The organism is Thauera phenylacetica B4P (genome assembly GCF_000310225.1).
Classification (GTDB): Bacteria; Pseudomonadota; Gammaproteobacteria; order Burkholderiales; family Rhodocyclaceae; genus Thauera; species Thauera phenylacetica.
In genome coordinates, this window is sequence record NZ_AMXF01000001.1 from 108,537 (window position 1) to 132,721 (window position 24,185).

The 24,185-nt window shown below is 63.8% G+C and carries 12 protein-coding genes and 1 pseudogene; 8 read left to right on the forward strand and 5 right to left on the reverse strand.

Going from position 1 to position 24,185, the window contains the following annotated elements:
- Positions 1 to 7 precede the first annotated feature (7 nt).
- Together C667_RS00460 and C667_RS26295 are read left to right on the forward strand one after the other, a co-directional pair.
- Positions 8 to 9,169, forward strand: coding sequence for a non-ribosomal peptide synthetase (locus C667_RS00460; RefSeq protein WP_157302038.1), 9,162 nt, complete (start codon positions 8 to 10; stop codon positions 9,167 to 9,169).
- A gap of 129 nt (positions 9,170 to 9,298) precedes the next feature.
- Positions 9,299 to 9,617: pseudogene (locus C667_RS26295) on the forward strand (integrase core domain-containing protein); the annotation flags it as partial.
- Positions 9,618 to 9,795: 178 nt separating this feature from the next.
- Here the strand turns inward: C667_RS26295 and C667_RS00470 are convergent.
- The 4 genes from C667_RS00470 to C667_RS00485 all read right to left on the reverse strand — a co-directional run bounded on the left by C667_RS00470 (position 9,796) and on the right by C667_RS00485 (position 15,765).
- A complete protein-coding gene (locus C667_RS00470) occupies positions 9,796 to 12,177 on the reverse strand; it encodes a TonB-dependent siderophore receptor (protein ID WP_004354946.1) in 2,382 nt (793 codons plus the stop codon).
- A gap of 124 nt (positions 12,178 to 12,301) precedes the next feature.
- Positions 12,302 to 13,441: a FecR family protein gene (locus C667_RS00475; RefSeq protein WP_051174588.1), complete on the reverse strand. Its 1,140-nt coding sequence runs from the start codon at positions 13,439 to 13,441 to the stop codon at positions 12,302 to 12,304.
- A 140-nt stretch (positions 13,442 to 13,581) separates the two neighbouring features.
- On the reverse strand, positions 13,582 to 14,088 hold the full coding sequence (locus C667_RS00480) for an RNA polymerase sigma factor (RefSeq protein ID WP_004354952.1): 507 nt from the start codon (positions 14,086 to 14,088) through the stop codon (positions 13,582 to 13,584).
- Between the two features lie 375 nt (positions 14,089 to 14,463).
- On the reverse strand, positions 14,464 to 15,765 hold the full coding sequence (locus tag C667_RS00485) for a lysine N(6)-hydroxylase/L-ornithine N(5)-oxygenase family protein (protein WP_004354954.1): 1,302 nt from the start codon (positions 15,763 to 15,765) through the stop codon (positions 14,464 to 14,466).
- Between the two features lie 406 nt (positions 15,766 to 16,171).
- Here C667_RS00485 and C667_RS00490 point away from each other — a divergent pair, with 406 nt between their 5' ends.
- The 5 genes from C667_RS00490 to C667_RS00510 all read left to right on the forward strand — a co-directional run bounded on the left by C667_RS00490 (position 16,172) and on the right by C667_RS00510 (position 22,669).
- The gene (locus C667_RS00490; protein ID WP_004354957.1) at positions 16,172 to 17,020 is read left to right on the forward strand and encodes a formyl transferase; all 849 of its coding nucleotides are present in this window, start codon (positions 16,172 to 16,174) and stop codon (positions 17,018 to 17,020) included.
- On the forward strand, positions 17,010 to 19,445 hold the full coding sequence (locus C667_RS00495; protein ID WP_211207635.1) for a penicillin acylase family protein: 2,436 nt from the start codon (positions 17,010 to 17,012) through the stop codon (positions 19,443 to 19,445). The genes C667_RS00490 and C667_RS00495 overlap by 11 nt, the downstream gene beginning before the upstream one ends.
- Before the next feature lie 37 nt (positions 19,446 to 19,482).
- Positions 19,483 to 21,189: a cyclic peptide export ABC transporter gene (locus C667_RS00500; RefSeq protein WP_211207636.1), complete on the forward strand. Its 1,707-nt coding sequence runs from the start codon at positions 19,483 to 19,485 to the stop codon at positions 21,187 to 21,189.
- Between the two features lie 28 nt (positions 21,190 to 21,217).
- Positions 21,218 to 22,276: a histone deacetylase family protein gene (locus tag C667_RS00505; RefSeq protein WP_004354969.1), complete on the forward strand. Its 1,059-nt coding sequence runs from the start codon at positions 21,218 to 21,220 to the stop codon at positions 22,274 to 22,276.
- A gap of 159 nt (positions 22,277 to 22,435) precedes the next feature.
- Positions 22,436 to 22,669 (forward strand): helix-turn-helix domain-containing protein, encoded by a 234-nt coding sequence (locus tag C667_RS00510; RefSeq protein ID WP_004354973.1) that lies wholly within the window; start codon positions 22,436 to 22,438, stop codon positions 22,667 to 22,669.
- Between the two features lie 57 nt (positions 22,670 to 22,726).
- On the opposite strand, the gene fhuF is transcribed toward C667_RS00510, so the two are convergent.
- Positions 22,727 to 23,536 (reverse strand): siderophore-iron reductase FhuF, encoded by an 810-nt coding sequence (gene fhuF / locus C667_RS00515; RefSeq protein WP_004354977.1) that lies wholly within the window; start codon positions 23,534 to 23,536, stop codon positions 22,727 to 22,729.
- A gap of 230 nt (positions 23,537 to 23,766) precedes the next feature.
- Between fhuF and C667_RS00520 the strand changes: the two genes are divergently transcribed.
- Positions 23,767 to 24,060 (forward strand): hypothetical protein, encoded by a 294-nt coding sequence (locus C667_RS00520; protein WP_004354978.1) that lies wholly within the window; start codon positions 23,767 to 23,769, stop codon positions 24,058 to 24,060.
- The last annotated feature ends 125 nt before the right edge of the window (positions 24,061 to 24,185 follow it).

The following is a 24,185-nucleotide window of genomic DNA, read 5'->3' on the forward strand; positions in this document are numbered from 1 at the left end:
ATTTGCCATGTCCGACAGTCTGAATCTTTCCACGCGCCGTGCAAATTTGAGCCTGACGCAGCGTGCCATGTTGCAGGCCCGGCTGCGCGGTGGGCATACGACCAACGCTGCACAGAGCATCACTCCGCGCCAACCCCGATGCGATCGCGCGACCCTGTCGTATGCCCAGCAGCGGCAGTGGTTTTTGTGGCAGATGAACCCGGAGAGTACCGCCTATCACATGTGCGGCGGACTGGCGCTTACTGGGCATCTTGATGTCAATGTCATTCGCAGCAGCCTTGATGCGCTCGTCGCCCGTCACGACTCCCTACGGACAACATTCCGTGCGGACGGCGAGGGTGTCGCCGAGCAGATCATCCACGCCCGTTCGGATATTCGTCTGCCCTACTTCGATCTATCGGACATGGGTGCCGATGAAAAAGCAGTTCGTCTGAAAGACGAGATCGAACGGAGATGCGCGCAGCCTTTTGTCCTTACGTCTGGGCCGTTGCTGCGCGCCGTGCTGTTCAAAACTGAGAAGAATGAGCATCACCTTGTCGTAGTGATGCACCACATTATTTCCGATGAATGGTCGACTCAGATCATTCTCGATGAGATGGCCACTTTGTATGGTGCGTACCTTGAAGGCGCGTCGCCACAGCTGCCGGACTTGCCGATCCAGTATGCCGACTATGCAGTGTGGCAAAGGGCATGGATCAACGGTGTAGAAGGTCAGCGCCAGCTCGCCTGGTGGCGAGCGCAGATGGGCGACGAGCATCCGGTGCTGGCATTGCCGACAGACCGGTCGCGCGCAGGTGACGGCCGATATACCGCGGCACGGCATCGCATCGTGCTGGAAGCAGAGCTTGTGGGCCGACTCCGGCAGCAGGCGCAGGCCCATGGTGGAACACTTTTCATGGCTCTCCTGACGGCCTTTGAGGCATTGCTGTTCCGGCATACGGGCCAGGCAGACCTTCGGGTTGGCGTGCCAGTGGCCAACCGCAATCACTCTGAGGTGGACAAGGTCGTTGGTATCTTTGTGAATGCCCAGGTGCTGCGCGCGCAGATCGATGGGCGGATGCCGTTGGCCGAGTTGTTGGCGCAAACGCGAAACGTTGCGCTTGGGGCTCAGGCGAATCAGGATCTCCCGTTTGAACAGTTGGTTGAAGCACTACAACCCGAGCGTCATTTGGCTACCCATCCCTTGTTTCAGGTGATGTTCAACCACTTGAGGCGCGACCATCGATCGTTGCAGATATGGTCGGGATTGACTGTGGAGCGCCTTGATTTCGATGAATCTGATGCTCAGTTCGAGTTGGCGCTGCAAACGTGCGAATACGAGGACGGCCAGATTGAAGCGAGCTTCAGCTATGCCCGGGAGTTGTTCGAACCTGAGACCATCGATCGGATGGCGGGCCACTACGTGGCGGTGCTGCGTGCGCTGGCCGACCATCCCGAACAGGCGGTAGGCGAGATAGACCTGTTGAGTGACGCCGAGCGTTGGCAGCTAGCCGATTGGGGCGTGAACGAGCGGCGGTACCCGGATGTGGAGCCGGTGCACCGGCTGATCGAGCGGCGGGTGCAAGCCCGTCCGGAAGCCACCGCGCTGGTGTTCGGCGACGAGGCCCTGACCTACGCGGAGCTCAACGCGCGAGCCAACCGCCTGGCGCACCGGCTGATTGCCTTGGGTGTGCGGCCGGAGGTGAAGGTGGGGATTGCGGTGGAGCGCTCCATCGAGATGGTGGTGGGCCTGCTGGCGATCCTGAAGGCGGGCGGGGCCTATGTGCCGCTGGACCCGGAGTATCCGGGCGAGCGGCTGGCCTTCATGGTTGAGGACAGTGGGATCGGGCTGCTGCTCACGCAAAGCCACTTGGCGGCGCGCGTGCCGCGCGGCGCTGCCCTGACCGTTCTGAAGTTGGACGCGCTCGATCTGGGCAATGAGCCTGCGGAGAGCCCCCCGTTTGCGCTGCACGGCGAGCACCCGGCCTACGTGATCTACACGTCTGGTTCCACGGGCAAGCCCAAGGGAGTGATGGTGCGCCACCGGGCGCTGAGCCATTTCCTGCACAGCATGCGGGATGCGCCCGGCCTGGCGGCCGACGACATCCTGCTGGCGGTCACCTCGCTGTCGTTCGACATCGCCGCACTCGAGCTCTACCTGCCGCTGATCAGTGGGGCCCGGATCGTGATCGCCTCGCGGGACGAGGCCCGCAACGGCGAGGCGCTCGCCCGGCTCATCGAGCAAAGCCAGACCACGGTGCTGCAGTGCACGCCGGCAAGCTGGCGACTGCTGCGGGCGGCCGGATGGCCGGGTGCCCAGGGTAGACGCTTCAAGGGCTTGTGCGGCGGTGAGGCCCTGCAGCCCGATCTGGCCCAGGATCTGCTCAGCATCGGGGTGGATCTTTGGAACATGTACGGTCCCACCGAGACGACGATCTGGTCCGCCGCGGGCCGGGTGGGGGAGGAGGGCCCGCCGCACCTGGGCCGAGCGATTGCCGCGACACGGTTGCATGTGCTCGATGGCGCGCTGAACCTCGTGCCGCAGGGCGTAGCGGGCGAGCTGTACCTGGGCGGCATCGGCTTGGCGCGCGGGTATCTGAACCGCGCGGGACTGAGCGCGGAGCGTTTTGTGGCCGACCCGTTCGGGGCCGATGGCGAGCGGCTGTACCGCACCGGCGACCTTGCGCGGTGGAACGCCGAGGAGCAGCTCGAGTACCTGGGCCGCATCGACCACCAGGTGAAGATCCGCGGTTTCCGGATCGAGGTGGGGGAGGTGGAGGCCCGACTGCTGGCGCAATCCGGGGTGCGCGAGGCGGTGGTGGTGGCCAGGGAGGGGCCGGGCGGCGCGCGGCTGATGGGCTACGTCTCGGCGGTGGCGGGGCAGGCGATCGAGGCAGGCGAGCTGCGTGAGCGGCTGGGCCGGCAGTTGCCGGACTACATGGTGCCCAGTGCGGTGGTGGTGCTGGATGCGCTGCCGCTCAATGCCAATGGCAAGGTGGACAGGAAGGCGCTGCCGGAGCCTGGGCTGGAGGGCACACGCGAGTACGAGGCGCCGCAGGGCGAGGTGGAAGAGGCGCTGGCCAAGATCTGGGCCGAAGTGCTGGGCGTGGAGCGCGTGGGGCGCCACGACAACTTCTTCGAGCTCGGCGGACATTCGCTGTTGGCGCTGAGTCTGCTCGAACGCATGCGCGTGCAAGGCATGACCACGCAGGTTCGTACCCTGTTCCAACAGCCCGAACTGGCGGCCTTCGCCAAGGAGATATTGCAAGCGTCGGGGCGCAATGAAGTGATCGTGCCGCCCAACTTGATCCCGGCTGGTTGCCGGGCGATTCGACCAGAGATGCTGACGCTGCTCGAATTCGGGGCTGGCGAGATTGCTCGTATCGAAGCGGCGGTGCCGGGTGGGGCGACCAACATTCAGGACATCTACCCGCTGGCGCCGCTGCAGGAAGGCATCCTGTTCCACCACATGCTGCAAACGGAGGGCGATGCCTACGTTACCCCTTGTCTGCTGAGCTTCGATAGCCGGGAGCGGTTGGAGCACTTCATCTCCAGTCTCAACCGGGTGATAGAGCGCCACGACATTCTGCGCACGGCGGTGCTGTGGGAGGGGCTCGGGGAGCCGGTGCAAGTCGTCCATCGACAGGCACAGCTTGAGATCGAGTGGCTGGAGGACGAAGTTGCGGGTAGCGTAGCCGATCGATTCAATGCCCACGTCGATCCGAGACATCACCGCATCGATGTGCGGAAGGCGCCGATGATCCGGGCGGTGGCCGCGTACGACGCGGAGCAAAGCCGTTGGCTGCTGCAATTGCCCAGCCATCACCTGGTACTGGACCACACGACGCTGGAACAGTTGGTGGGCGAGATCGCGCTGATCCAGCAGGGCAAGGAGGCCCAATTGCCCGAACCGGTGCCGTTCCGGCGCTTCGTGGCGCAGGCGCGGTTGGGTGTGAGCCGGACGGAGCACGAGGCCTTCTTCGGCAAGATGCTGGGCGATGTGGAAGAGCCCACGGCGCCGTTCGGACTGCTAGACGTGCAGGGAGATGGCAGTGATGTCGAGGAAGTGCGACTGCCGCTGGAGACAGAACTGGCCAGGCAGATACGAGCGCAGGCGCAACGCCACGGGGTGAGCGCAGCCAGCCTGTTCCATCTGGCTTGGGCGCTGGTGCTGGGCAAGACGACGGGCAAGGGCGACGTGGTGTTCGGCACCGTGCTGTTCGGACGCATGCAAGGAGGCGAGGGCGCGGAGCGGGCGCTGGGCATGTTCATCAATACCTTGCCGGTCCGCATTCGACTGGGGGGGCGCAGTGTGCTGCAAAGCCTGCGCGAAACCCAAGCGGTGCTGACGGGTCTGCTGCATCACGAACACGCCAGTCTGTCACTGGCACAGCGGTGCAGTGGGCTGCCTGGGGGGACACCGCTGTTCTCGGCGCTGCTGAACTATCGCTACAGCGTGCAGCAGGACGAGGGCGAGACAGCCAGCGCTTGGGAAGGCATGGATGTGCTCGGCGGCGAGGAGCGAACCAACTACCCGGTGGGCATGTCGGTGGATGACCTGGGGCAGGGCTTCCGACTGGTGGGGCAGGTCCAGAAGACAGTCGGTGCGCTGCGGCTGTGTGAGTACCTGCGGGCGGCCGTTGCCGGTCTTGTGGAGGCGCTGGCCGACCATCCCGGACAGGCGGTAGGCGAGATCGACCTGTTGAGCGATGCCGAGCGTCGGCAGTTGGCCGATTGGGGTGTGAACGAGCGGCGGCACCCGGATGTGGAGCCGGTGCAGCGGCTGATAGAGCAGCAGGTGCAAGCCCGTCCGGAAGCCACCGCGCTGGTGTTCGGCGATGAGGCGCTGACCTACGCGGAGCTCAACGCGCGAGCCAACCGCCTGGCGCACCGGCTGATTGCCTTGGGAGTGCGGCCGGAGGCGAAGGTGGGGATTGCGGTGGAGCGCTCCGTCGAGATGGTGGTGGGGTTGTTGGCCATCCTGAAGGCGGGCGGAGCGTACGTGCCGTTGGATCCGGAGTATCCGGCCGAGCGGCTGGCCTACATGGTCGAGGACAGTGGGATCGGGCTGCTGCTGACGCAGAGCTGGGTCAGGGAACGCATCCCGGCGACAGAGCGGCTGGGGGTGCTGGAGCTGGATAGGCTGGACCTCGGCGGTGAGCCAGAGCACGACCCCAATGTTGCGGTGCATGGGGAGGGCCTGGCGTACGTGATCTACACCTCGGGCTCTACCGGGCGACCAAAGGGGGCGGCAATCCGGCACCGGTCGCTGGCCAGTTGCATGACCTGGATGCAGCAAACCTATGGTCTGACGTCGACCGACACAGTGCTGCACAAAGCACCATTCGGCTTCGACGTGTCCGCATGGGAAATCTTCTGGCCGCTGACGGCGGGTGTGAGACTGGTAGTAGCCAACCCCGGCGACCACCGTGACCCCGAGCGGATCACCGAATTGATTCGCACGCATCAGATTACGACGCTGAACTTCGTGCCTGCGATGCTGCAGGCCTTCTTGGCACACGAAGGCATCGAGGGAGAGACGCGGCTGCGGTACGTGATCTGCGGCGGCGAGGCCATGCCTGCGGCGACGCAAGGCGAAGCGCTGCGCCGGCTCGAAGGCGTGAGCTTGCAGAACCTGTACGGTCCGACCGAAACGACGATTCACGTTACACAGTGGAGTTGCCGGGATGACGGGCAGAGCTTGGTGCCGATTGGGCGCCCCATCTCCGGGACCAATGCCTATGTGCTGGATGGCGAGTTGAGCCCTGTACCGCAGGGCGTAGCTGGTGAGTTACTCATTGGTGGTGAGCTCTTGGCGCGGGGCTACCTGGGTCGCGCGGGGCTGAGTGCGGAGCGGTTCGTGGCTGATCCGTTCGACGAGGGGGGCGGCCGGTTGTACCGCACGGGGGACCTGGTGCGGTGGAACGCGGAGGGCCAGCTGGAGTATCTGGGGCGGTTGGACCACCAGGTGAAGATCCGCGGGTTCCGCATCGAGCTGGGCGAGATCGAGGCGCAATTGCTGGCGCAACCCGAGGTGCGCGAAGCGGTGGTGGTGGCCAAGGACGGGCCGGGCGGAGCGCGGCTGGTGGGCTACGTGTCCGCAGTGGCGGGGCACACCATCGATCCGGCCTTGCTGCGTGCACGGTTGAGCAAACAACTGCCCGACTACATGGTGCCCAGTGCGATGGTGGTGCTGGAGAGCCTGCCGCTCAACGCCAACGGCAAGGTGGATAGGAAGGCGCTGCCCGACCCCGGGCTTGACGGTGAGCAGGCGTACGAGGCACCGCAAGAGGGGGTGGAAGAAGCGCTCGCCAAGATCTGGGCCGAGGTGTTGAAGTCGGAGCGGATCGGCGCAACGGACAATTTTTTCGAGCTGGGGGGGGACTCCATTATCTCGATACAAATCGTCAGTCGCGCACGGCAGGCGGGCATTCGTATCGCCCCGAGAGATCTGTTTACCCACCAAACCGTGCGGGGGCTGGCTGCTGTTGCCGAGCTGGCCGATGCGCGCGCTGTGGATCAGGGACCGGTCACCGGGGAGGTGCCGCTGATGCCGATTCAGCGCTGGTTTTTCGAGAGGTTGATCCCCGACCGACACCATTGGAACCAGTCGGTGGTTTTGACACCGATCCGTCCGCTCGACGGTGGCGCGCTCGACCGGGCACTCAGGGCGGTCATCGAACATCACGATGCGCTTGGCCTGGGTTTCGTTGAAACCGCAGCGGGCTGGCGGGCGACCCACCGGAACATGCGCGCAGAATCCGTCCTTTGGCAATCGGCTGCAACGGATGATGCAGCGCTCCAGGCGCTTTTCGACCAAGCGCAGCGCAGTTTGAACTTGCAGAATGGCCCCTTGCTGCGTGCCGTTCTCGCGACCTTGCCACAGGGTGAGCAGCGACTTCTGTTGACCGCCCATCATCTGGTCGTCGATGGCGTGTCGTGGCGGATCTTGCTTGAGGATCTGGAGCGCGTTTATCGTCAGGCGAGTGCCGGACAACCGGTGACGCTTCCGGCCAAAACGGGTTCTTTCAAGCGTTGGGCCGAGCATTTGCATCGCTATGCCGAAGGCTCGGACATGAGACTTGAGGTCGATCACTGGAAATCGCAGTTGCAAGGGGCTCCCATCGATCTGCCCGTTCGGTCCCGCGAGGGTCTTGTTTGTAGGTATGCGCAAACGGCGTATTCGCGACTCGATGCCGCGACCACGCAGAAGCTGCTGCATGCGGCAGCTGCGGCATACCACACGCAGATCAACGATCTGCTTCTGACCGCATTGGCCCGCGTCCTGACCCGTTGGATCGGCCATTCATCCGTGCTGATTCAGCTCGAAGGCCATGGCCGGGAAGAACTGTTCGATTCGATGGACCTCTCGCGCACGGTTGGGTGGTTCACGACGATCTTTCCGGTGCGGCTTACACCGCCGCCGGCGTTCGCAGACTCCGTCATGGCGATCAAGGAACAGTTACGGACCATTCCGAACAAGGGCATCGGCTTCGGCATCCTGCGCTATCTCGCGGATTCCGCATCGCGCGAAGCTGTGGGTGCGTTGCCCCAGCCGCGGGTCACCTTCAACTACCTCGGGCAGATCGAGAGCGGATTCCAGAACGACAGTATTTTCAGACTTGCAAACGAAAGTGCGGGAAGAGGGCAGAGCTTGGACGCGCCTCTGGGTAACTGGCTGACGATCAATGGGCAGGTTGTCGGTGGTCAACTGAGCTTCGGCTGGATCTACAGTTCTGAGATGTTCGATGCCGAAGTGGTGCAGCAATTGGCGGACGATTACGCGATGGAACTGCACGATCTCACCGAGCATTGCTGCGAGGTGAAAAATTCGACCATCACAGTGTCGGATTTTCCATTGCTGCGAATGAGCCCATCGGAGTTCGATGTCTTGCCGGTCTCTCATGCGGATGTCGAACAGGCTTATCCGCTCTCGCCGATGCAGCGATCCATGTTGTCGAGCGCTGCCTGCGAAGATGGGGACCACATCTACCAACTGTGTGTGGACTTGCTGGATGTGGATGTGCAAAGGCTATACGGCGCCTGGCAGGCAGTCGCCGCTGTGCACGATGTGTTGCGGACGGGCTTTGTCGTGGGCAGCAGGCCGCTTCAGGTGGTCTACCGCAGCACCAGGGTGCCATTTGAAGTGCGCGATGGCAGCAACATGACGGCAGCGGATCTAGAGGCTTTGGCCGCTGCCGAGCGCATTGCCGGCTTTGATATGGCCCAAGCACCCTTGTTCCGCCTGCTTGCCGTGCAGACCACCGGAAATTCCCATCGTTTGATCTATACCAGCCACATGATTCTTGTCGACGGCTGGAGCGGTTCTCGCCTGCTGGGCGAAGTGTTGCAGGCTTACGCCGGCAACCCTCCGGCACGACCGCGCGGGAATTACGGGGAGTATCTCGCTTGGCTGGAGAGCAGGGATCACACGGCTGACGAAAAATTCTGGAAGAACCAGATATCCAGACTGAACGCCCCCACCCTGTTGGGGCGGTCTTGCGCGACCTCCGAAGCCAACGTCCACGGGCATCACATGGCCGCATGTGACGCGCAAGAAACGCAATGCTTGCGGTTGTTCGCGCAGCGGAATCGGTGCACGTTGAATACGCTCGTGCAAGCTGCCTGGCTGCTGATGATCTGGAAGGAGCGTGGCTGCGCGACGGTTGGCTGCGGCATGACCTTGTCCATCCGACCCGCAGAGCTGCCAGACATCGAGCGGCAGCTTGGTCTTTATGTGAACGATGTTCCTCTGATCGTGACGATAGAAACTGAGCGGCCCTTGGGTCAATGGTTAACTTCGATTCAGGATCTCAACGTGGAAATTCGCCATCACGGGCAGACTGCGCTGAGTGATATCGAGTGTTGGGCGGGACAGCGACCGCTGTTCGATAACGTGATCGTTTTTCAAAACTACCCCTTGACGGGAGTCACGGCGCTGGATGCCAGCGCAGGCCCACGGATCGAGCACCTGCAAGCCCGGGAGCAAACAAGTATTGATCTCACCTTGTACGTCTACGCGGAAGAACGTCTGGAGTTCCACTTCGATTACCGACAGCATGCATTTTGCCAAGAAGCGGTTGCCGAACTGGGTCGTTGTTTGACCGAGACGCTTGTGGCGTTTGCCGTGAGCGATGCGGACGCGCGTGTTTGCGATGTCGCCTGGCGGGCAGATCAGAGGAATGGCTGATCGTGCGGCGGGGGGTAGAAAGCGAGGGCAGCTCCCAGTATCCTCTTGAGAAACAGATGTGATGATTGAGGTCATCATGTAGCAGTTACGACCGATTTAGTTGATCTGGAGGCCGAGAGCAGCAGCGCGTTGGCGCTGGGCAGCAGAACACCCGAGAGCGTCATCCATCACGGTGATCAGGGGAGCCAGGGCGGCTCCACTCGCATTCGGCAAGCGCTGTCACGAAATGGGAGTTCGCCCGTCGATCGGTACGGTTGGCGATGCCTACGACAACGCAATGGCCGAGAGCTTCTTTGCCGGCCTTGAGTGCGAACTGATCGACCGCAAGACCTTCCGGACGAAGACCGAAGCGCGTCTGGCCGTCTACACCTGGATCGAGGGCTGGTACAACCCGCGCAGGCGGCGTTCCGCGCTGGGCTACCTCTCACCGATGAACTACGAGGAAAAACACCGCGCAACTCAAGCGAATCTCGACAAACCCGGGTTACCGACCGGGCCGCTCGCCCCTGGCCTGGATGGGGCCGGCGGCGGCCCCGTGGGTAACCCTGCTATCGAGTACGATCACACGGCTTGATTTCCAAGCCACAAACCGTCCACCGGATGGGGCCAACTCCAGTGTTGCCGCTTTACCACCGGTAAGTTGCGGTTGCGGTGACAGTGCGTTCTTCGCCGCGATACCAGCCGTCGAAGGCATTGCTTGTGTAATAGCGTTTGTTGAATAGGTTGGTGGCGTTCAGCGCAAGGCGCCAGTGGCTGTCCAGGTCATAACGCAGGCTTGCGTCGAACAGCGTGAAGCCTGGCTGTGATTTGGTGTTGGCGGCATCGTCCCACCGCTTGCCAACGTACCGTGCGCCTGCACCAATGTTCAGACCGTGCAGGCCGCTATCGCGAAACGTGTAGTCAAGCCACAGCGATGCCATCTGTTTGGGGGCCTGAATCGGCGTCTTCCCTTGCTCCACATACCAGGTGTCGCCTTTGCGGCCTTTGATGTCGTTGTAGGTGAAAGAGGCTGTAGCAAAGAGGCCGGGCATCAGCTTGCCCTTGGCTTCCAATTCAAGGCCGCGCGAGCGCACGGCACCGACTTGCTCGCTCACTCCACTGAGAGGGTGGGTCACCGAGATGTTCTCTTTCTGCAGCTCGAATACCGCAGCAGTCAACAACAGGTCACCGCTCTTGGGCTGGTACTTGACGCCTGCTTCCCACTGTTTGCCTTCGGTGGGCTTCGCGTCCAGCGCGTCAAATGCCCCGAACGCCGGCTGGAACGAGGTGCCGTAGCTGACATAAGGTGCCCAGCCGCCCGGGGCAAGCCAAGTCAACGCTGCACGACCGGTCCAGGCTTTGTGCGTGCTACTTTGAGTGCCGCCCCGAGAGGACGAACTGTCCTCCCCCTTCGCCGTGTCGTGCCTGCCTGATAGTGTGAGCAGCCATCGGTCCGCGAACTTGGCCTGATCCTGTACGTACAAGCCCACGCTACGGAGCTTGTTGGGGCCATAGACGCCGCCGGGGGTGTTGGGGGCGGGAATTGGCAGGTATACCGGGTTTAGCAGGTCCAGATCCGGGGCGCTTCCCGTCAGATATTGTTCTTTGGCGCGCACACGGGTCCAGTCCACGCCGGCAATCAGCCTGTGCGCTACATCGCCGGTCTGGAGCCGGCCCTCAAGAAAACTGTCAAGCGAAGTTTGCTTGAGATCGCCAAATCCGTGAACCGCAGTCCGCGTGAACGTCCGCCCGTCGGCTTGCAGCGACGACCAGATATGGTGCTTGTCTGTCTCGCGGTCCGCGTAGCGGAATTTCTGCCGAAAGCCCCAGTTGTCGCTGAACTCGTGGCGGAACTCGTATCCCAAGGTCCATGCCTTATGGACAATGTTGCTGTAGCGCGGATCACCTTCGCGAACGTTGGTTGGTTGCCTGTTCGCGTCAGCCACATAACCGACATCGTCGCCAGCCTCATGTTGAAGCGTGGATGCGAGCAAGGTCAGCGACGTGGCTGCTGAGGGTTGCCACAACAGAGAGGGGGCGAAGTACTGGCGCTTGGTTTCGGCCCTCTCACCCCCCGGATACTTCGCCTGATCGTCGTTGCTTCGCGTCAACCCAACCAGGCGGAACGCGAGATCGTCTCCAATCCGGTCACCATAGTCTATGGCCAATTGCCGGTGCTTGAAGTTGCCAAGCTGCACCTGGGCCTCTCGGATGGGTTCGTTCAATGATGGCCGCTTGCTGACGCGGTTGACGATACCGCCGACATCACCCTGCCCAAAGGTGGCCGAGGACGGACCACGCAACACTTCGATGCGCTCCATGCCGTAGACCTCGGTCATCTGGCCGATATCGACAAAACCCAATTGCGCCAACCCATCCAGGTAGTCGTGGGTCGAACTGTCAAAGCCTCTCAGGGTCAGGAATTCGTAGCCACGGTCGTCACGTCCATAGGTACGCGTGAAGACTCCCGGCGTGTAGTTGAGGGTATCGAGGACCTCCCGCATGCCCTTGGTATCGATCTCCTCGCGCCCGATCACGGAAACGGACTGCGGGACTTCGGTGATGGGCGTATCGGTCTTAGTCGCGGTGGCGCTGCGCTTGGCAGCGTAGCCCCTAACCGGCCCAGTAGCCGTTTCAGGTTCCGCACCCGCCTTCACTGTCACGGTTGGCAGCATCGCCCCTTGGTCGGCGGGCGGACGGGCGGCCTTGATCACCATGGAGCCTCCTTCCTGCGTGGCCACAAGCCCGCTGCCGGTGAGGAGTTGATTGACAGCCTCGCGCGGCGTCAGGTTGCCTTTGACCGCTGGCGCCTTCTTGCCCGCGACAAGGGCGGGGGAGAAGGCCACGGGAACGCCCGTCGCCGCGGCCAGTTCGTTCAGTGCGGCGTCGAGTGATTGCGCCGCGATGGAGATGGCCACCGGCTTGTCTGTGGTGGCGGTCTGGGCATGAACAAGCCCGGGAGCGCTGATGGCCAGGGCAATGGCGAGGGTGAGTGGAGCGAGGTTGAAGTGGAGGTGCGGGTGGCGCATCGAGGTCTATTCCTTAAGAGTGGCGTGAATGAAAATAAGTCTCACTACTCTTAAAGACGCGCGACCAATCCAGATGTACACCCCTTTCGCAACTTTTTCTTACACAGACCGGGTGGTCTTGAGGTCAGTGCGCCTTGACGACCTCGGTGTTGCCGTCGGCCAGCGCGACCAGGCGTACCGGGAGAATCTGCGGCAGCACACCAGCGAACATGTCCGGGCGGCCGATCTGGTAGCTGCCACCGATGCGCAATGCCGCTACTTCCGGATCCCGGATCACCAGGCGGGTAGCGTGGTATCGCTCCAGTTCGTGCACCGCATCGGACAGAGGGGTGTTCGTGAAGCGCACCAATCCTTGCCGCCAGGGGGCAACGCTGGCAGGGGAGATGGACGAGACCTGGCTCATCTGACCGGAAAGCGAGACCTGGACGCCCTGGCCTGCAGACAGTTCGACGGAATGGGGATGGAGGGGACTGGACTGGTCGCGGGCGTCGATGGTCACGTCGGCTACCCTGACGCGCCCGTCCTCCACCGCAACGTTCACGGTTCCGGCATCGGCACCGTCCTTCATATAGCGGACCGCAAAGCGTGTGCCCACCACCGTGACACGGGCGGGGCCGGCCAGAACGTCAAAGGGCTTGGCGGTGTCCGGTGCCACGGTGAACATGGCCTGACCATGCGCCATGCGGACTTCACGGCGACTGCGGTAGAGCGAGACCTCCAGGCGGGTGTCCGCGTCGAGCGTCAGATGGCTGCCATCGGGCAGCGGCACGTCCAGCCGCTGTCCTTGCTTCGCCGCATAGGTGCTGGCAAAGGTCGGCTGCGTCCACTGGTACCAGGCAATGCCGGCGGCCATCGTGCAAACGCCACAAAGCGCTGCAACCCCGGCGCCGAAACCGCGCGGCCACCATGAGCGGGCGCTCGGCGCGGGTGAGCGCCGCGGGCCATTGTGCGGGCGCTGCTTTTGCTCGGTGGGTGGGGTGTCGGTGCCCTGCTGGGTTGGCCTCTCTGGCTGGTTCACGGGAGACCCGCGACGGGGCGTGCACAGATGCGCCACCCGCTCTGCTGGCACGCTGCGAAGCAGGCGAATGCTCTCGTCCACCTGTGCCCAGGCGCTTGCGTGGGCCGGATGGGCTGCGCGCCAGGACTGGAACTCGGCCTCCTCAATGGCGCTGAGCCCTTGCTCCCGGCGCGTGTGCCAGTCCGTCGCGGCGACGTCGACCGGATCCTGGTCGCGGACGAATGCCTCGAGTTCCCGCGAGGCCACTTCATCGAGAGAGGCATCCGCGGACGGTGAGCAACAAGAAGAGCCCGTGGGGGCTGTCGTTCGGATCATCTTATTTGTATAGACGCACGAGGCCACGCAAAACTACACCCCGCAGTATCGACTCGGTGCGCAAGGGTTCTCTATTCCTTGGCATGGCTGCCCTTCTGCGTCTGCCTGCATGCGGCGCAGGCCAGTTTGCCGCGGCTGATGTACTGGTTGACCATGCTGAGCGAGATGCCCATGCGCTGCGCGATCTCCTTGTTCGGGAGTTCATCGAAAGCGTAGAGGCAGAACGCTTCGCGGCATCGGGTCGGCAACCCCTCGATGGCCTTGAGATAGGCCTCGGCCGCCTGCGAGGAGGCGTAGATCTCCTCGGGCTGAAGATGTTGCGGCTGGGTCGGCAGGACGGCCTCGTCGAGTTCATCGATGTTGTCGTGCCGCCGGATATCCGCGCGCCGATCCATGTCGATCTTGGCGTTCAGGGCCACTTGTCGCAGCAGGGCCCGAGGCTCGAGCACCGCTTGCCCGGCCTGCTGCATGGCCAGGACGCGCGCGTAGCTCTCCTGTGCCAGGTCGGCCGCAGTGTCGTGATCCTTGACCTTGCGCAGGCAGAAGTTCAGGAGTTCCCGATAGTAGCGAGTGATCACAGTCCAGCCAGCGCCCCAAAGTGACGACGTTTCCTGGCAAGGGCATGCGTCAAGCCGGCTGTGGTGGATCACCGACGCCGCGCCGCCAGGGCTCGAGGCCATTCCCGGACGCACGGCGTGGCTATATGGCTAGCGTAGGCCAAGCGAAGCAGGGCTCGGCGCTTACCAGGGGCGGGTCTCTCCCTGGGATCGGGGGGGACCCAATCCCTGGCAGCGAGGCCTCTGTAGCATCATTCGGAATGACAATCATTCCATTCTACTCGAATGTCCGCGATCTGACCACTATGAGTGCCTGCGCTTGTGTCCCGCGTTCGGTGGGGCTTGTTACTCCAAGGAAGTGACCCATCGATCCTTCCTTGGGGCGTGGCGTGACGCTCAGGTGGTGGCAGCAGCGAGTTTTTCCGTGCTGGCGCCAGGCTTGCGCACGGTGGATGATTCCAGCGCATCGATGATCTCCTTCACGCGCAGGGCCGTCACGGAGAGCAGGGTGTCGCTCAGCCCATGGCTGCCCTCGCATGCCCCTTGCAGAAAGATGGCCGGCTGGAACTCGGTGGCAGACCTGAGACGGTAGTTGCGGTCCACCTGGAGATCGCCCAGGTGCTTGGCGAGCGGGGTGAGCAGGGGCTTGTGGTTCTCGCGCTCGTACCCCGTTGCCAGCACCACGGCGTCGTAGCGCCGCGTGAGTTCCATGTTCTGGTCCAGATCGCGCAGCACGAGTTCAACTCCGTCTGCGCGCGCATTTGCGCTCAGTACCTCGTGCCGCCGCAGCAGGTGATGGCGATCGCCGCGCACGACCCGTTGTTCGTACAAGATCTTGTAGATCTGCTGAATGAGTTCGAGATCCGGGGCCGCGTAGTTGGTGCGGTGGAACTCCTGCAGCAGTTTGGCGCGGGTGGCTTCGTCCTGCTGGAACATGTGATCGGTGAAATCCGCGTTGAAGATGCCGTTGACGAACGGGCTGTCGTCGGACGGGTGCAGGGCCCGGCCGCGCATGATCAGGTCGACGTCGGTGGGCTCCGCTCGGTTGTGCAGGTCGACGAAGATCTCTGCCGCGCTCTGGCCGCCTCCGATGATGGCGACCTTGCGCGCGTTGCGGTTGGCTGCAATGCCGGTGAGGTAGCCGTTTGAATGGAAGACGCGGGCCTCGCCTGCCAGCTTCTTGAAGCAGTCCGGCACCTTGGGCGACCCGCCGACGCTGACCACGAGGTTGCGTGCCAGGCGATCCCGCACGGCGCCTCGTTGGTCACGGGATCGCACCCGCAGCAGGGGAACGTGACCGTCCTTTTGCTCAGGCAGCACCTCGATGACCTCTTCGGCATATGCGCAGATGTCGTCGAACTGGCGAGCAGCCCACCCGAGGTAGTCGCTGAACTCGTGGCGACTCGGGAAGAAGGACTTGAGGTTGATGAAGTCGGGCAGCCGGCCTTGCTCGTGCAGGTAGTTCACGAAGGTGAAGCGGCTGCGCGGGTTGCGCAGCGTCGCCAGATCCTTCAGATAGGAGATCTGCATGTGGGCATGGTCGAGCAGCATGCCCGGGTGCCAGGAGAAGCCGGCTTGCTTTTCGATGAAGAACGCGTCGATGGGGCGGTGCCCTGCCTGTCGTTCTTCCTGGAGGGCAATGGCGAGGGCGATGTTGGATGGCCCGAATCCGATTCCGATCAGATCATGGATGTGCATGCGGTGGTCCTCACGAGGTGGTGCTGATGGATGGGGCATCTGAGATCGTCGACACAAAAGACATCGATGAAGACGCCGATGACGCACGGCCGCAGATCGGTCGTGAGGGGGCCATCTCGGTCCGGACGGGCTGCGCCATAGCACCGCACCGGGGATGTCCGGCGCAGAGGAGCTCATGGCGTGATGGCGGTCCCATGCCAACAAGACGGGGGAGGGCTTTGTTTGTTTAGTCCGCAGGGCTCCGCGAGCGTGGCTAAACAGATGCGCGGCTGGTACGTCTTATGAGGCAACACACCTGATCGCGAGCGCAAAGTAGCTGGCTGCGTGAATCGGATCAGGCCGTGGACACCAGGATGCGTGCCGGTTGGCAGGCGTCTTCGCCAGAACATGCCTCTTCATACCGACCATGGCTCAGAAACGTCTTGTTTACATCTGGTCCCTCAGGAACGCCGCCGCGGACAAGGCGGGCCAGCACATCAACTACAAGGCCGAGGCGCGGTACATGCCCTCGCCACTCGAGCATCTGGTGACCCTGCTCAACGAAGGCCCCTTGGGCGAGCATTTGGTGCTCGACCGCGTGATCTTCGATGACGACGAGGGTTCTCCCGCAGACCGGGCCAAGCTGGCCGACTACGGCTTCACGCCTCGGCCCGGGGGGGCGTGGTTCTACCCTCCGGGGCTGACCGTCCAGGGGCGTGCGCTCAACGACTTGCTCACGCCCGTGCCCTCGACCTACCGGCGTTTGCCGCTGAACGATCCCCGGCGCGCCAGTGGCAAGCATGATTTCGAGGAGCGCCTGCTGGCTGCGCTGACCGACGTGCAGGCCGATGTCGTCGTGCTGGATGGCTTGCTGGTCATCCTGGATGAGTTGGTGCGTCCGGGGGCGCCATTCGCCCGGCGCATCTACAACATCCATCCCGGAATCACGCGGGATGGCTCGACCCACCAGCGGCGCGGCGCCTACGCCACGCTCGACGCCCTGCATGGCGCGCGGGGCAGGAAGGTGGTGAACTGGCAGACGATGGAGGACATCGACGTGCCCGTGGTTCGTCAGACCGGCGCGTCTTTCCATTACGTTGACAACGGCATCGACTCCGGAGAAGTCGTGGCCGACGTCCTGGCCACCGACATCGACCCCGAGGACACGATTTTGGAGCTGCGCTGGAACAACTTCCATCGCAGTCTTTTCCCGGCGCTGGAGCGGGGCCTCGCCAAGGTCGTGGGCGTCGAGCTGGGAGTGGCCCATGCCTGCTGAACCCGGGATCGCGCGGGCGTGGGGGCAGCGGTGTGCCTCGGGCGCGGTGCTGATCGCCGCGTTTTCGCTCCTGATGCCCCATCAGGCGCGCGCCCGTGGGGCGTCGGATGAAGCGATGGCCGCAGTCGCGCGATCCATCGAGATCCGGCGCACCACCGATGACATTCCGCACATCCGAGCGACCGGATGGCGCGACCTGGGCGTTGGCATCGGGTATGTGCAGGCGCAGGATGCGCTGTGCACGCTGGCGGAGTCGTTCGTGACCAACGAAGGTCGACGATCCATTTTTTTTGGCGCGGAGCAGCGTCCCTCGGTTGATTCCAATGTGGGGCGATCGAAGAACATCGACTCGGACTTCTTCTTTCGGGCCTTTGTCGATGACGCTGCGGTGGCGCGTTTCCAGGCCGAGCAGCCCCGTGAGTTGAACGAACTCGCAGAGGGTTTTGCGCAGGGCTACAACCGCTGGCTGCGAGAGGCCCAAGCCCACCCGCGCCGCCACGCCCACCGTGCCTGCCTGGGCGAGAAATGGGTTCGCGAGATCTCGCAGCAGGACATCCACCGCCGGATGTACGCCTCGCATCTGACGGCGGGCTATCTGCAGTTTCTCCCTGACATCGTCAATGCCTCGCCTGACAGGGTGCGTGCGACCGATGCTGTCGGTTCGCGGGAGCTGCGGGTGCGTCTGGCCAACAACCTCGGCCCGCGTGCCGAGTTGGGCAGCAACGTGATCGCCTGGGGACAACGTGCCACCGGCGGCGACGGGGCCGTGCTGCTCGGCAACCCGCACTGGTATTGGGGTGGCCCGGACCGCTTCTACCAGATGCACCTCACCATTCCTGGGAAGTTGAACGTGGCGGGGGTGGGGTTCCTGGGTGTGCCGCTGGTGATGATTGGCTTCAACGAGCATGTAGCGTGGAGTCACACGGTCTCCAGCGCGCGTCGCTTTGGCTTGTTCCAGCTGGAGCTCGACCCGTCGGATCCCCGGCGCTATCTGGTCGATGGCGTGCCCGAGCCCATGCAGTCGCGCACCGTCACCGTGGAGGTGGCGGACGAGGGCGGGCAGGCTCGCCAGGTGAGCAGGACGCTGTACACGTCGAGGTTCGGCCCCGTGGTGGATCTGAGTCGGATGGACCCCGCCCTGGGCTGGTCTGCCCGACGTGCCCTGGCGGTGCGCGATGTCAACGCGGACAACTGGCGCGTCTACCGGAATTTCCTGCGGTGGAATCTGGCGGGCTCGCTCGACGAGTTCATCGCCATCCAGCGCAAGGAGGCGGCCATGCCATGGGTGAATACCGTGGCCATCGGCAAGGGAGATGGGCGGGTCTGGTATGCGGACATCGGTGCGGTACCCGATGTGCCCGATGATCACCGTCAGTCCTGCAATGCGCCTCTTGCCGGCGCCTTCGCCAAGTTCGATCCGCGCACCCCGTTCCTGGATGGCAGCCGATCGGCCTGCATTTGGCGGATCGACCGAGAGGTGGCGCAGTCAGGCGCCATGCCGGCCGAGCGGCTTCCCAGTCTCCTGCGCGAAGACTATGTGGCCAACATGAACAACAGCTACTGGCTGGCCAACGTCGATCAGCCGCTCGACGGATTTCCTTCCTTGCTTGGGGCGGCTCAATCCGCGTTGCATCACCGCGGCCGTCTGGGGCATCAGATTGCGATTGACCTGTTGCAACGGGGTGCGCGGTCGTCCGAGGAACTCGGGCGCTGGGCGATGCAGGAAGCGCTGCGCTCACGCGCCTATTCCGCAGAGCAGTTCAAGCTGACCTTGCTCGATCAGGCCTGCTCTCGGGTGGGCGTGCCGGCAAGCGCAGGGCGTGACGCCTACACGAAGGCCTGCGGCGTTCTGCGCGCCTGGGGGAACACCGGAGAGGCGGACGACCGTGGGGCACTGCTGTGGGATGCGTTCTGGGACGAATTGGAGAAGATCCCCGAAGGGAAACTTTACCGGACCTCTTTTTCCATCGAGGCGCCGCTGTCCACGCCCGCGGTGCCCATGCCGAGCGACGGTGGGGTGGGCAAGGCGCTGACCTCGGCCATCGCGGCGCTGACCGCCAAAGGGATACCGCTGGACGCGGCGACGGGAAATCGGCGCCATGTGCGCAGCGGCGGTCGGCGCTGGCCGATCTACGGTGGCTGCGGTGGCGCAGGCTACTTCACCGTGGCTTGCCCCGAGGACGGGAAGGACGTTCTGGACGCGAATGCGGTCTCCAACAGCTACCTGCAGGTGGTGCGTTTCGGTGAGAAGGGGGTCGAGGCGCACACGCTGCTGGCCCATGGCCAGGACGAACTCGCCGTGAGCAACGGTCGCGGCAGCGCGCCGGTTGCGCGCTACTCGCGCAAGGCATGGCTGCGTTTTCCGTTCAACGAGGCGGACATCCAGCGCGATCCGCAGTTGACGCGTGCGGTCTTGCGGCCGTGAAACCCAGATAGGACGAGGTCTGCGCATGGCGTATTCGATGAGTGAACGCAATCAGGCACGCGAGCTGTTGCAGCTGCTGCGGCCGTTTTTCCCATGGATCCTGCTGTCGGCCATCACCGGCGTCGGCGCGGGTGCCGCCACGGTGGCCTTGCTGGGAGTGGTCAATCAGGTGCTTGCCGGCGGCAGCGGCATGGCCGGCGACGTGCTGCTGTCCTTCGTGGCGTTGTGCCTGGTGGCCTTGCTGGGGCGCGCTGTCTCGCACGTGTCCACCAACTGGGTCGGTCAGCGCCTGGTGGCCGAAGTGCGCAAGAGCCTGGCGCGCAAGATCCTGTCGGCCCCGATCGACGCGCTCGAGCGGTACCGAACGCACCGGCTGATGCCCGTGCTGTCTCAGGACGTGGACATGATCAGCGACGTGATCTTCGCCCTCGCCACGACCTTGGTCTCGGTGGCCACCGTCCTGGGCTGCCTGGGCTACCTGGCCTATCTGTCGCTGCCGTTGTTCGGCTTTCTGATCGTCGCGCTGGTCGGGGGGACGGTGGCCCAACTGTTTGCGCAGGCGCGCGGGGTGTCGGGCTTCTGGAAGGCGCGGGACCATGAGGAGCAACTGCACAAGACCTACCGTGACATCAGTGCGGGGGCCAAGGAACTTCGCATGCACCGGGAGCGGCGCAGCCGGATGTACAACGGGCAGATCGAACGCATCATCGGGGCGATCCGTGACGTCAACAGCAAGGCAATCAACACCTATGTGCTGGCGACTGCGTTCGGGTCCGCGCTCTACTTTCTCTTGATCGCCTGGATCCTGGGCTGGGCGGCTTTCCAGTCCACGGAGCCCGCAGTGCTCAGCGGGTTCGTGCTGGTGCTGCTGTTCCTGAAAGGGCCGATGGACCAGATCCTGGGGGTGTTGCCTGAGGTCGGGCGTGCCAAGGTGGCGTTTCAGCGAATCGCCGACCTGTCGGCCCACTTCGCCAATCCGGAGCCGCACCTGCATCTCGATCGACCCGAGAGCCGGGTGGCCCTGGAGCAGTCCATCGAGCTGAGGAACGTGCAGTACGCCTTCCAGGCGCCAGACGGTGCGACCGAAGGGTTCGTCCTGGGGCCGCTGAGCCTGCGGTTAGACAGCGGGGAACTGGTCTTCGTCGTTGGCGACAACGGGTCGGGCAAGACCACCCTCATCAAGGTCTTGCTGGGGCTGTACCCGCCAAAGGCCGGGGAGATCCTGCTGGACGGGGAGCCGGTGACGGTGGAAACGCGGGACGACTACCGGCAGCTGTTCACGACCGTGTTCGCAGACTTCTACCTGTTCGAGGACTTGCTGGCCGGAGGCAAGGTGGACGGGCGCGAGCAGGGCGTGACGCAAGCAGCCCTGAAGTACCTGGAGCGTCTCGAGATCGCCCACAAGGTGAGCGTCAAGGAGGGGGCATTCAACACCCTGGATCTGTCCACCGGGCAGCGCAAGCGGCTGGCCTTGGTGCATGCCTATCTGGAGGGCCGGCAGGTTCTGGTGTTCGACGAGTGGGCTGCAGATCAGGACCCGACGTTCCGGCACCTGTTCTACACCGAACTGCTGCCGGAACTGCGGGATCGGGGCCATCTCGTCGTCGTCATCTCCCACGATGATCGTTACTTCCACGTGGCCGATCGGGTGGTGCGAATGGCCAACGGGCGCATCGTCGAGGACCGAAAGACCGGTGCGGACGAGGCAGGGCCGGTGTTGGCAGCAGGATTGGCTGGCGCATGAATCCTCGGTGGGTGCAAGGAATTGGCCGGTGCTGATCGTCTACAACAGTGTTCATCCGCGCCATCACGGGCGCGTGGAGATGTTTCGGGGCGCGCTGGTCGAGAGTGTGGAGGTGCCCGCGCGGGTCGAACGTGTGCGCCAGGAGCTGGTGCGCCGCGGGATGGGGCGCTTCGAGCTGCCGGGTGAAATGGATCTGGCCTTGTTGAACAAGGTCCATGCGCCGTCCTTCGTGGCGTTCCTGCGCGGTGCCTGGGCGGAATGGGTTGCGCTCGATCCGGCCAATGCCGGGAAGGATGCCCTGCCGTCATACTGGCCGATCCGCGCGTTCCGCTCCGATGTGGTTCCCGACACTTTCGTGGCGCGCCTGGGCCAATACACTTTCGATGCGGGCACGCCGCTGACCGCCGGCAGCTGGGAAGCGGCCTGCGAGGGTGCCAACTGCGCGATCACGGCAGCCCGGCGTGTTCTCGCTGGCGAGCCGGTGGCTTTCGCACTGACGCGGCCGCCCGGGCACCATGCGGGATGGGACTATTTCGGCGGCTATTGCTTTCTGAACAATGCGGCGCTTGCGGCGCAGGCCTTGCGTGACGGCGGAGCGCAGCGCGTGGCGATCCTCGACGTGGATTACCACCATGGCAACGGGACGCAGACGATCTTCTACGACCGTCCCGACGTGTTGTTCGTGAGCATACACGCCGATCCGCGGACCGATTACCCGTACTACATCGGCTACGCCGAAGAAACCGGTGCCGGTCTCGGCGAAGGGTTCAACGTGAACCTGCCGCTGCCGCGGGGTACCGATGGGGCGGCCTGGTGCCGGGCTCTTGAGATGGCCCTGCAGAGAATCCAGGCATTCAAGGCGGACGCATTGGTGGTGTCGCTTGGGGTGGACACCTACGAAGGCGATCCGATCTCGGGCTTTCGGCTGACCCGCGACGACTTCCTGAGGGTTGGCAGCCGGTTGGGCCGGTTGGCCATGCCGACGGTCCTGGTGTTCGAAGGCGGCTACGCGGTGGACGACATCGGCATCAACACCGCCAACGTGCTCCAGGCTTACTTGAGCGACGGAGTCGGGTTGGCCCGATGAGGATGTCGGCATAGGACCGGCCCGTAGGCAATGAACGAAGTGATGCATCCCCCGATGCGTCTGGCTGGGAAATCAAAATGTGACTTATAACGCGTGCACTGATGGGGCGTGGATTCATAGAGCGTGTCCCTATAGCTTTCCTTCTGTTTTGGAAATGCTATGGAACTCGACTACGATCCCCGCAAGCGCTTTGGTGCCCATCTTGCCGCCGTTCGGCGCAAGAGGGGTATATCGCAGGAGCGCCTTGCGCTGGAGAGCGGGCTGGCTCGCAGCTACCTGAGCGGTGTGGAGCGGGGCTTGCGCAACATCGCCCTGGTCAATATCTGCATCCTCGCGCAGGCCCTCGACATGCAGCCCTCCGAATTGCTGGACTTCCGGGCCACCGGTGCATAGCGAGATCGGGGCCGGCCGACGGCCGCCATTCAGGCTCGCTCGACCTCGTTGATGCGGCTATTGACCTGGGTCACGGTCGCCCTCACACACCTCCAGCAGCGTTTCGTCGCCCGGTTGAAGGGGAGTGCGGTGCTGCGGGTCGAGTGGGCAAGCGCCGCAGTATCCGTGGCCCGGGAGCCGGTAGTACAGGCAGCACTGCCGGTGCAGCCGGATGGTGACAGGGGTACCGTCCTCGATCCGCCTGGCTTCGCGTTGTCGGGCATACAGCGGGTTGCGGTGGTGGTCCGGCCAGTGCGGTTCGTGCAGCAGGGCGTGCTGGTCTGCGGCGACATGGGGGGCGTTTCCGGTCAAGGCCACCGCTTGCTCTAGGATGGTCTGCAGATACCGTGCGGCATTGGCCCACAGGATTTTCTGCGGCAGGCGCGTTTGCCGAGCGATGGCTGCGAACAGCGGTTCGAGGTGGTGCCACAGCAGGGGACCATAGCGAACTGCCGTCGGTTCGCCCGCCATTGAACTGCCTTCCAGTGCGATGTGGAAGCGCGTCGGTGTGCCGGAGCCGTCCAGTTCGACCGCGACGTGCTCAGCGCGTATCGGAAAACCGTGCTGCAGCACGCTAGCAGCGGCGGCGACCGGCGGCAGCAGGGCCCACAGATAGTCCATGCTCCAGGCGGAGGCTGCAGCCCGCAGATCGTCACCCGTGACGCCACGGCCGCGTGCATGTTGCCGGATCGCGCCGGCCAGCAGCCGATCGTCCCGAATCAGGCACGAGACCTGGATGGCATCGGGCGGCCAGCGCGGGGAGCAGGCGAGCGACTCTCCATAGGGTGCCCACTCGCCCTGGAACAAGGGGGTGAGCAGAGGAATCACCGTGGGTTCTCTTCAAGAAGACGATGGCATTCGCCGAGCGGGAGCGGGCCTGGCAAGGTCGAGGTCGCGAGGGTCACACACCCAAGACGCATGGGCGCCCGCGGTGTTTAAACAAATCGGCGGGTCGCCCGTCTTCAATGGAGCGGCTTCATCCGCGTCGCGCGCCCACCCTGGTAGCAAGGTATCGAATTGAGATACTTTCTGCCGTTTTCATCGAATTCGAACCGTCCATGCTTGCCTATCCTCACCAGCAGCTATGCCGCCTGTTCCTTGCTGAGGCGCTGACCAACATCGCGAGCGGCGCGTGCCGCCTGGCGTCGCTCGTCACCCAGGGCAACGCGCCGCTGGCGGTGGCCGAGGTGGATGGGGACAAGCCTGAGTCGATCGTCCCGGACGGCCATCGCCATTTTTTGTTCGCTGATCGCCTGATCCGTGTCCAGGGCGCTCGGATCACAGGGATCGGGGCTTCTTTTGGGTTTGCTGCGCTTAGACCGCCGTTCGGCAAACTGACCGCTGCGGCATGACGGTCGGGCGGTCTGGAATCGCCGGCGGCTGGCGCTTGCTGATGTGGATGACAGGGCTGTGTGGCCTTGGGTATGGCTGCGCGCGTTGCCGCGGCAGTTTTCGACGTTATGCATACCTGTATGGA

What these genes read in the sequence shown, in the direction of transcription:
- C667_RS00460 (WP_157302038.1), top strand. Translation starts at nt 8, where the DNA reads ATGTCCGACAGTCTGAATCTTTCCACGCGCCGTGCAAATTTGAGCCTG.
- C667_RS00470 (WP_004354946.1), bottom strand. Translation starts at nt 12,177, where the DNA reads ATGCGCCACCCGCACCTCCACTTCAACCTCGCTCCACTCACCCTCGCC.
- C667_RS00485 (WP_004354954.1), bottom strand. Translation starts at nt 15,765, where the DNA reads ATGCACATCCATGATCTGATCGGAATCGGATTCGGGCCATCCAACATC.
- C667_RS00490 (WP_004354957.1), top strand. Translation starts at nt 16,172, where the DNA reads ATGGCTCAGAAACGTCTTGTTTACATCTGGTCCCTCAGGAACGCCGCC.
- C667_RS00495 (WP_211207635.1), top strand. Translation starts at nt 17,010, where the DNA reads ATGCCTGCTGAACCCGGGATCGCGCGGGCGTGGGGGCAGCGGTGTGCC.
- C667_RS00500 (WP_211207636.1), top strand. Translation starts at nt 19,483, where the DNA reads ATGAGTGAACGCAATCAGGCACGCGAGCTGTTGCAGCTGCTGCGGCCG.
- C667_RS00510 (WP_004354973.1), top strand. Translation starts at nt 22,436, where the DNA reads ATGGAACTCGACTACGATCCCCGCAAGCGCTTTGGTGCCCATCTTGCC.
- C667_RS00520 (WP_004354978.1), top strand. Translation starts at nt 23,767, where the DNA reads ATGCTTGCCTATCCTCACCAGCAGCTATGCCGCCTGTTCCTTGCTGAG.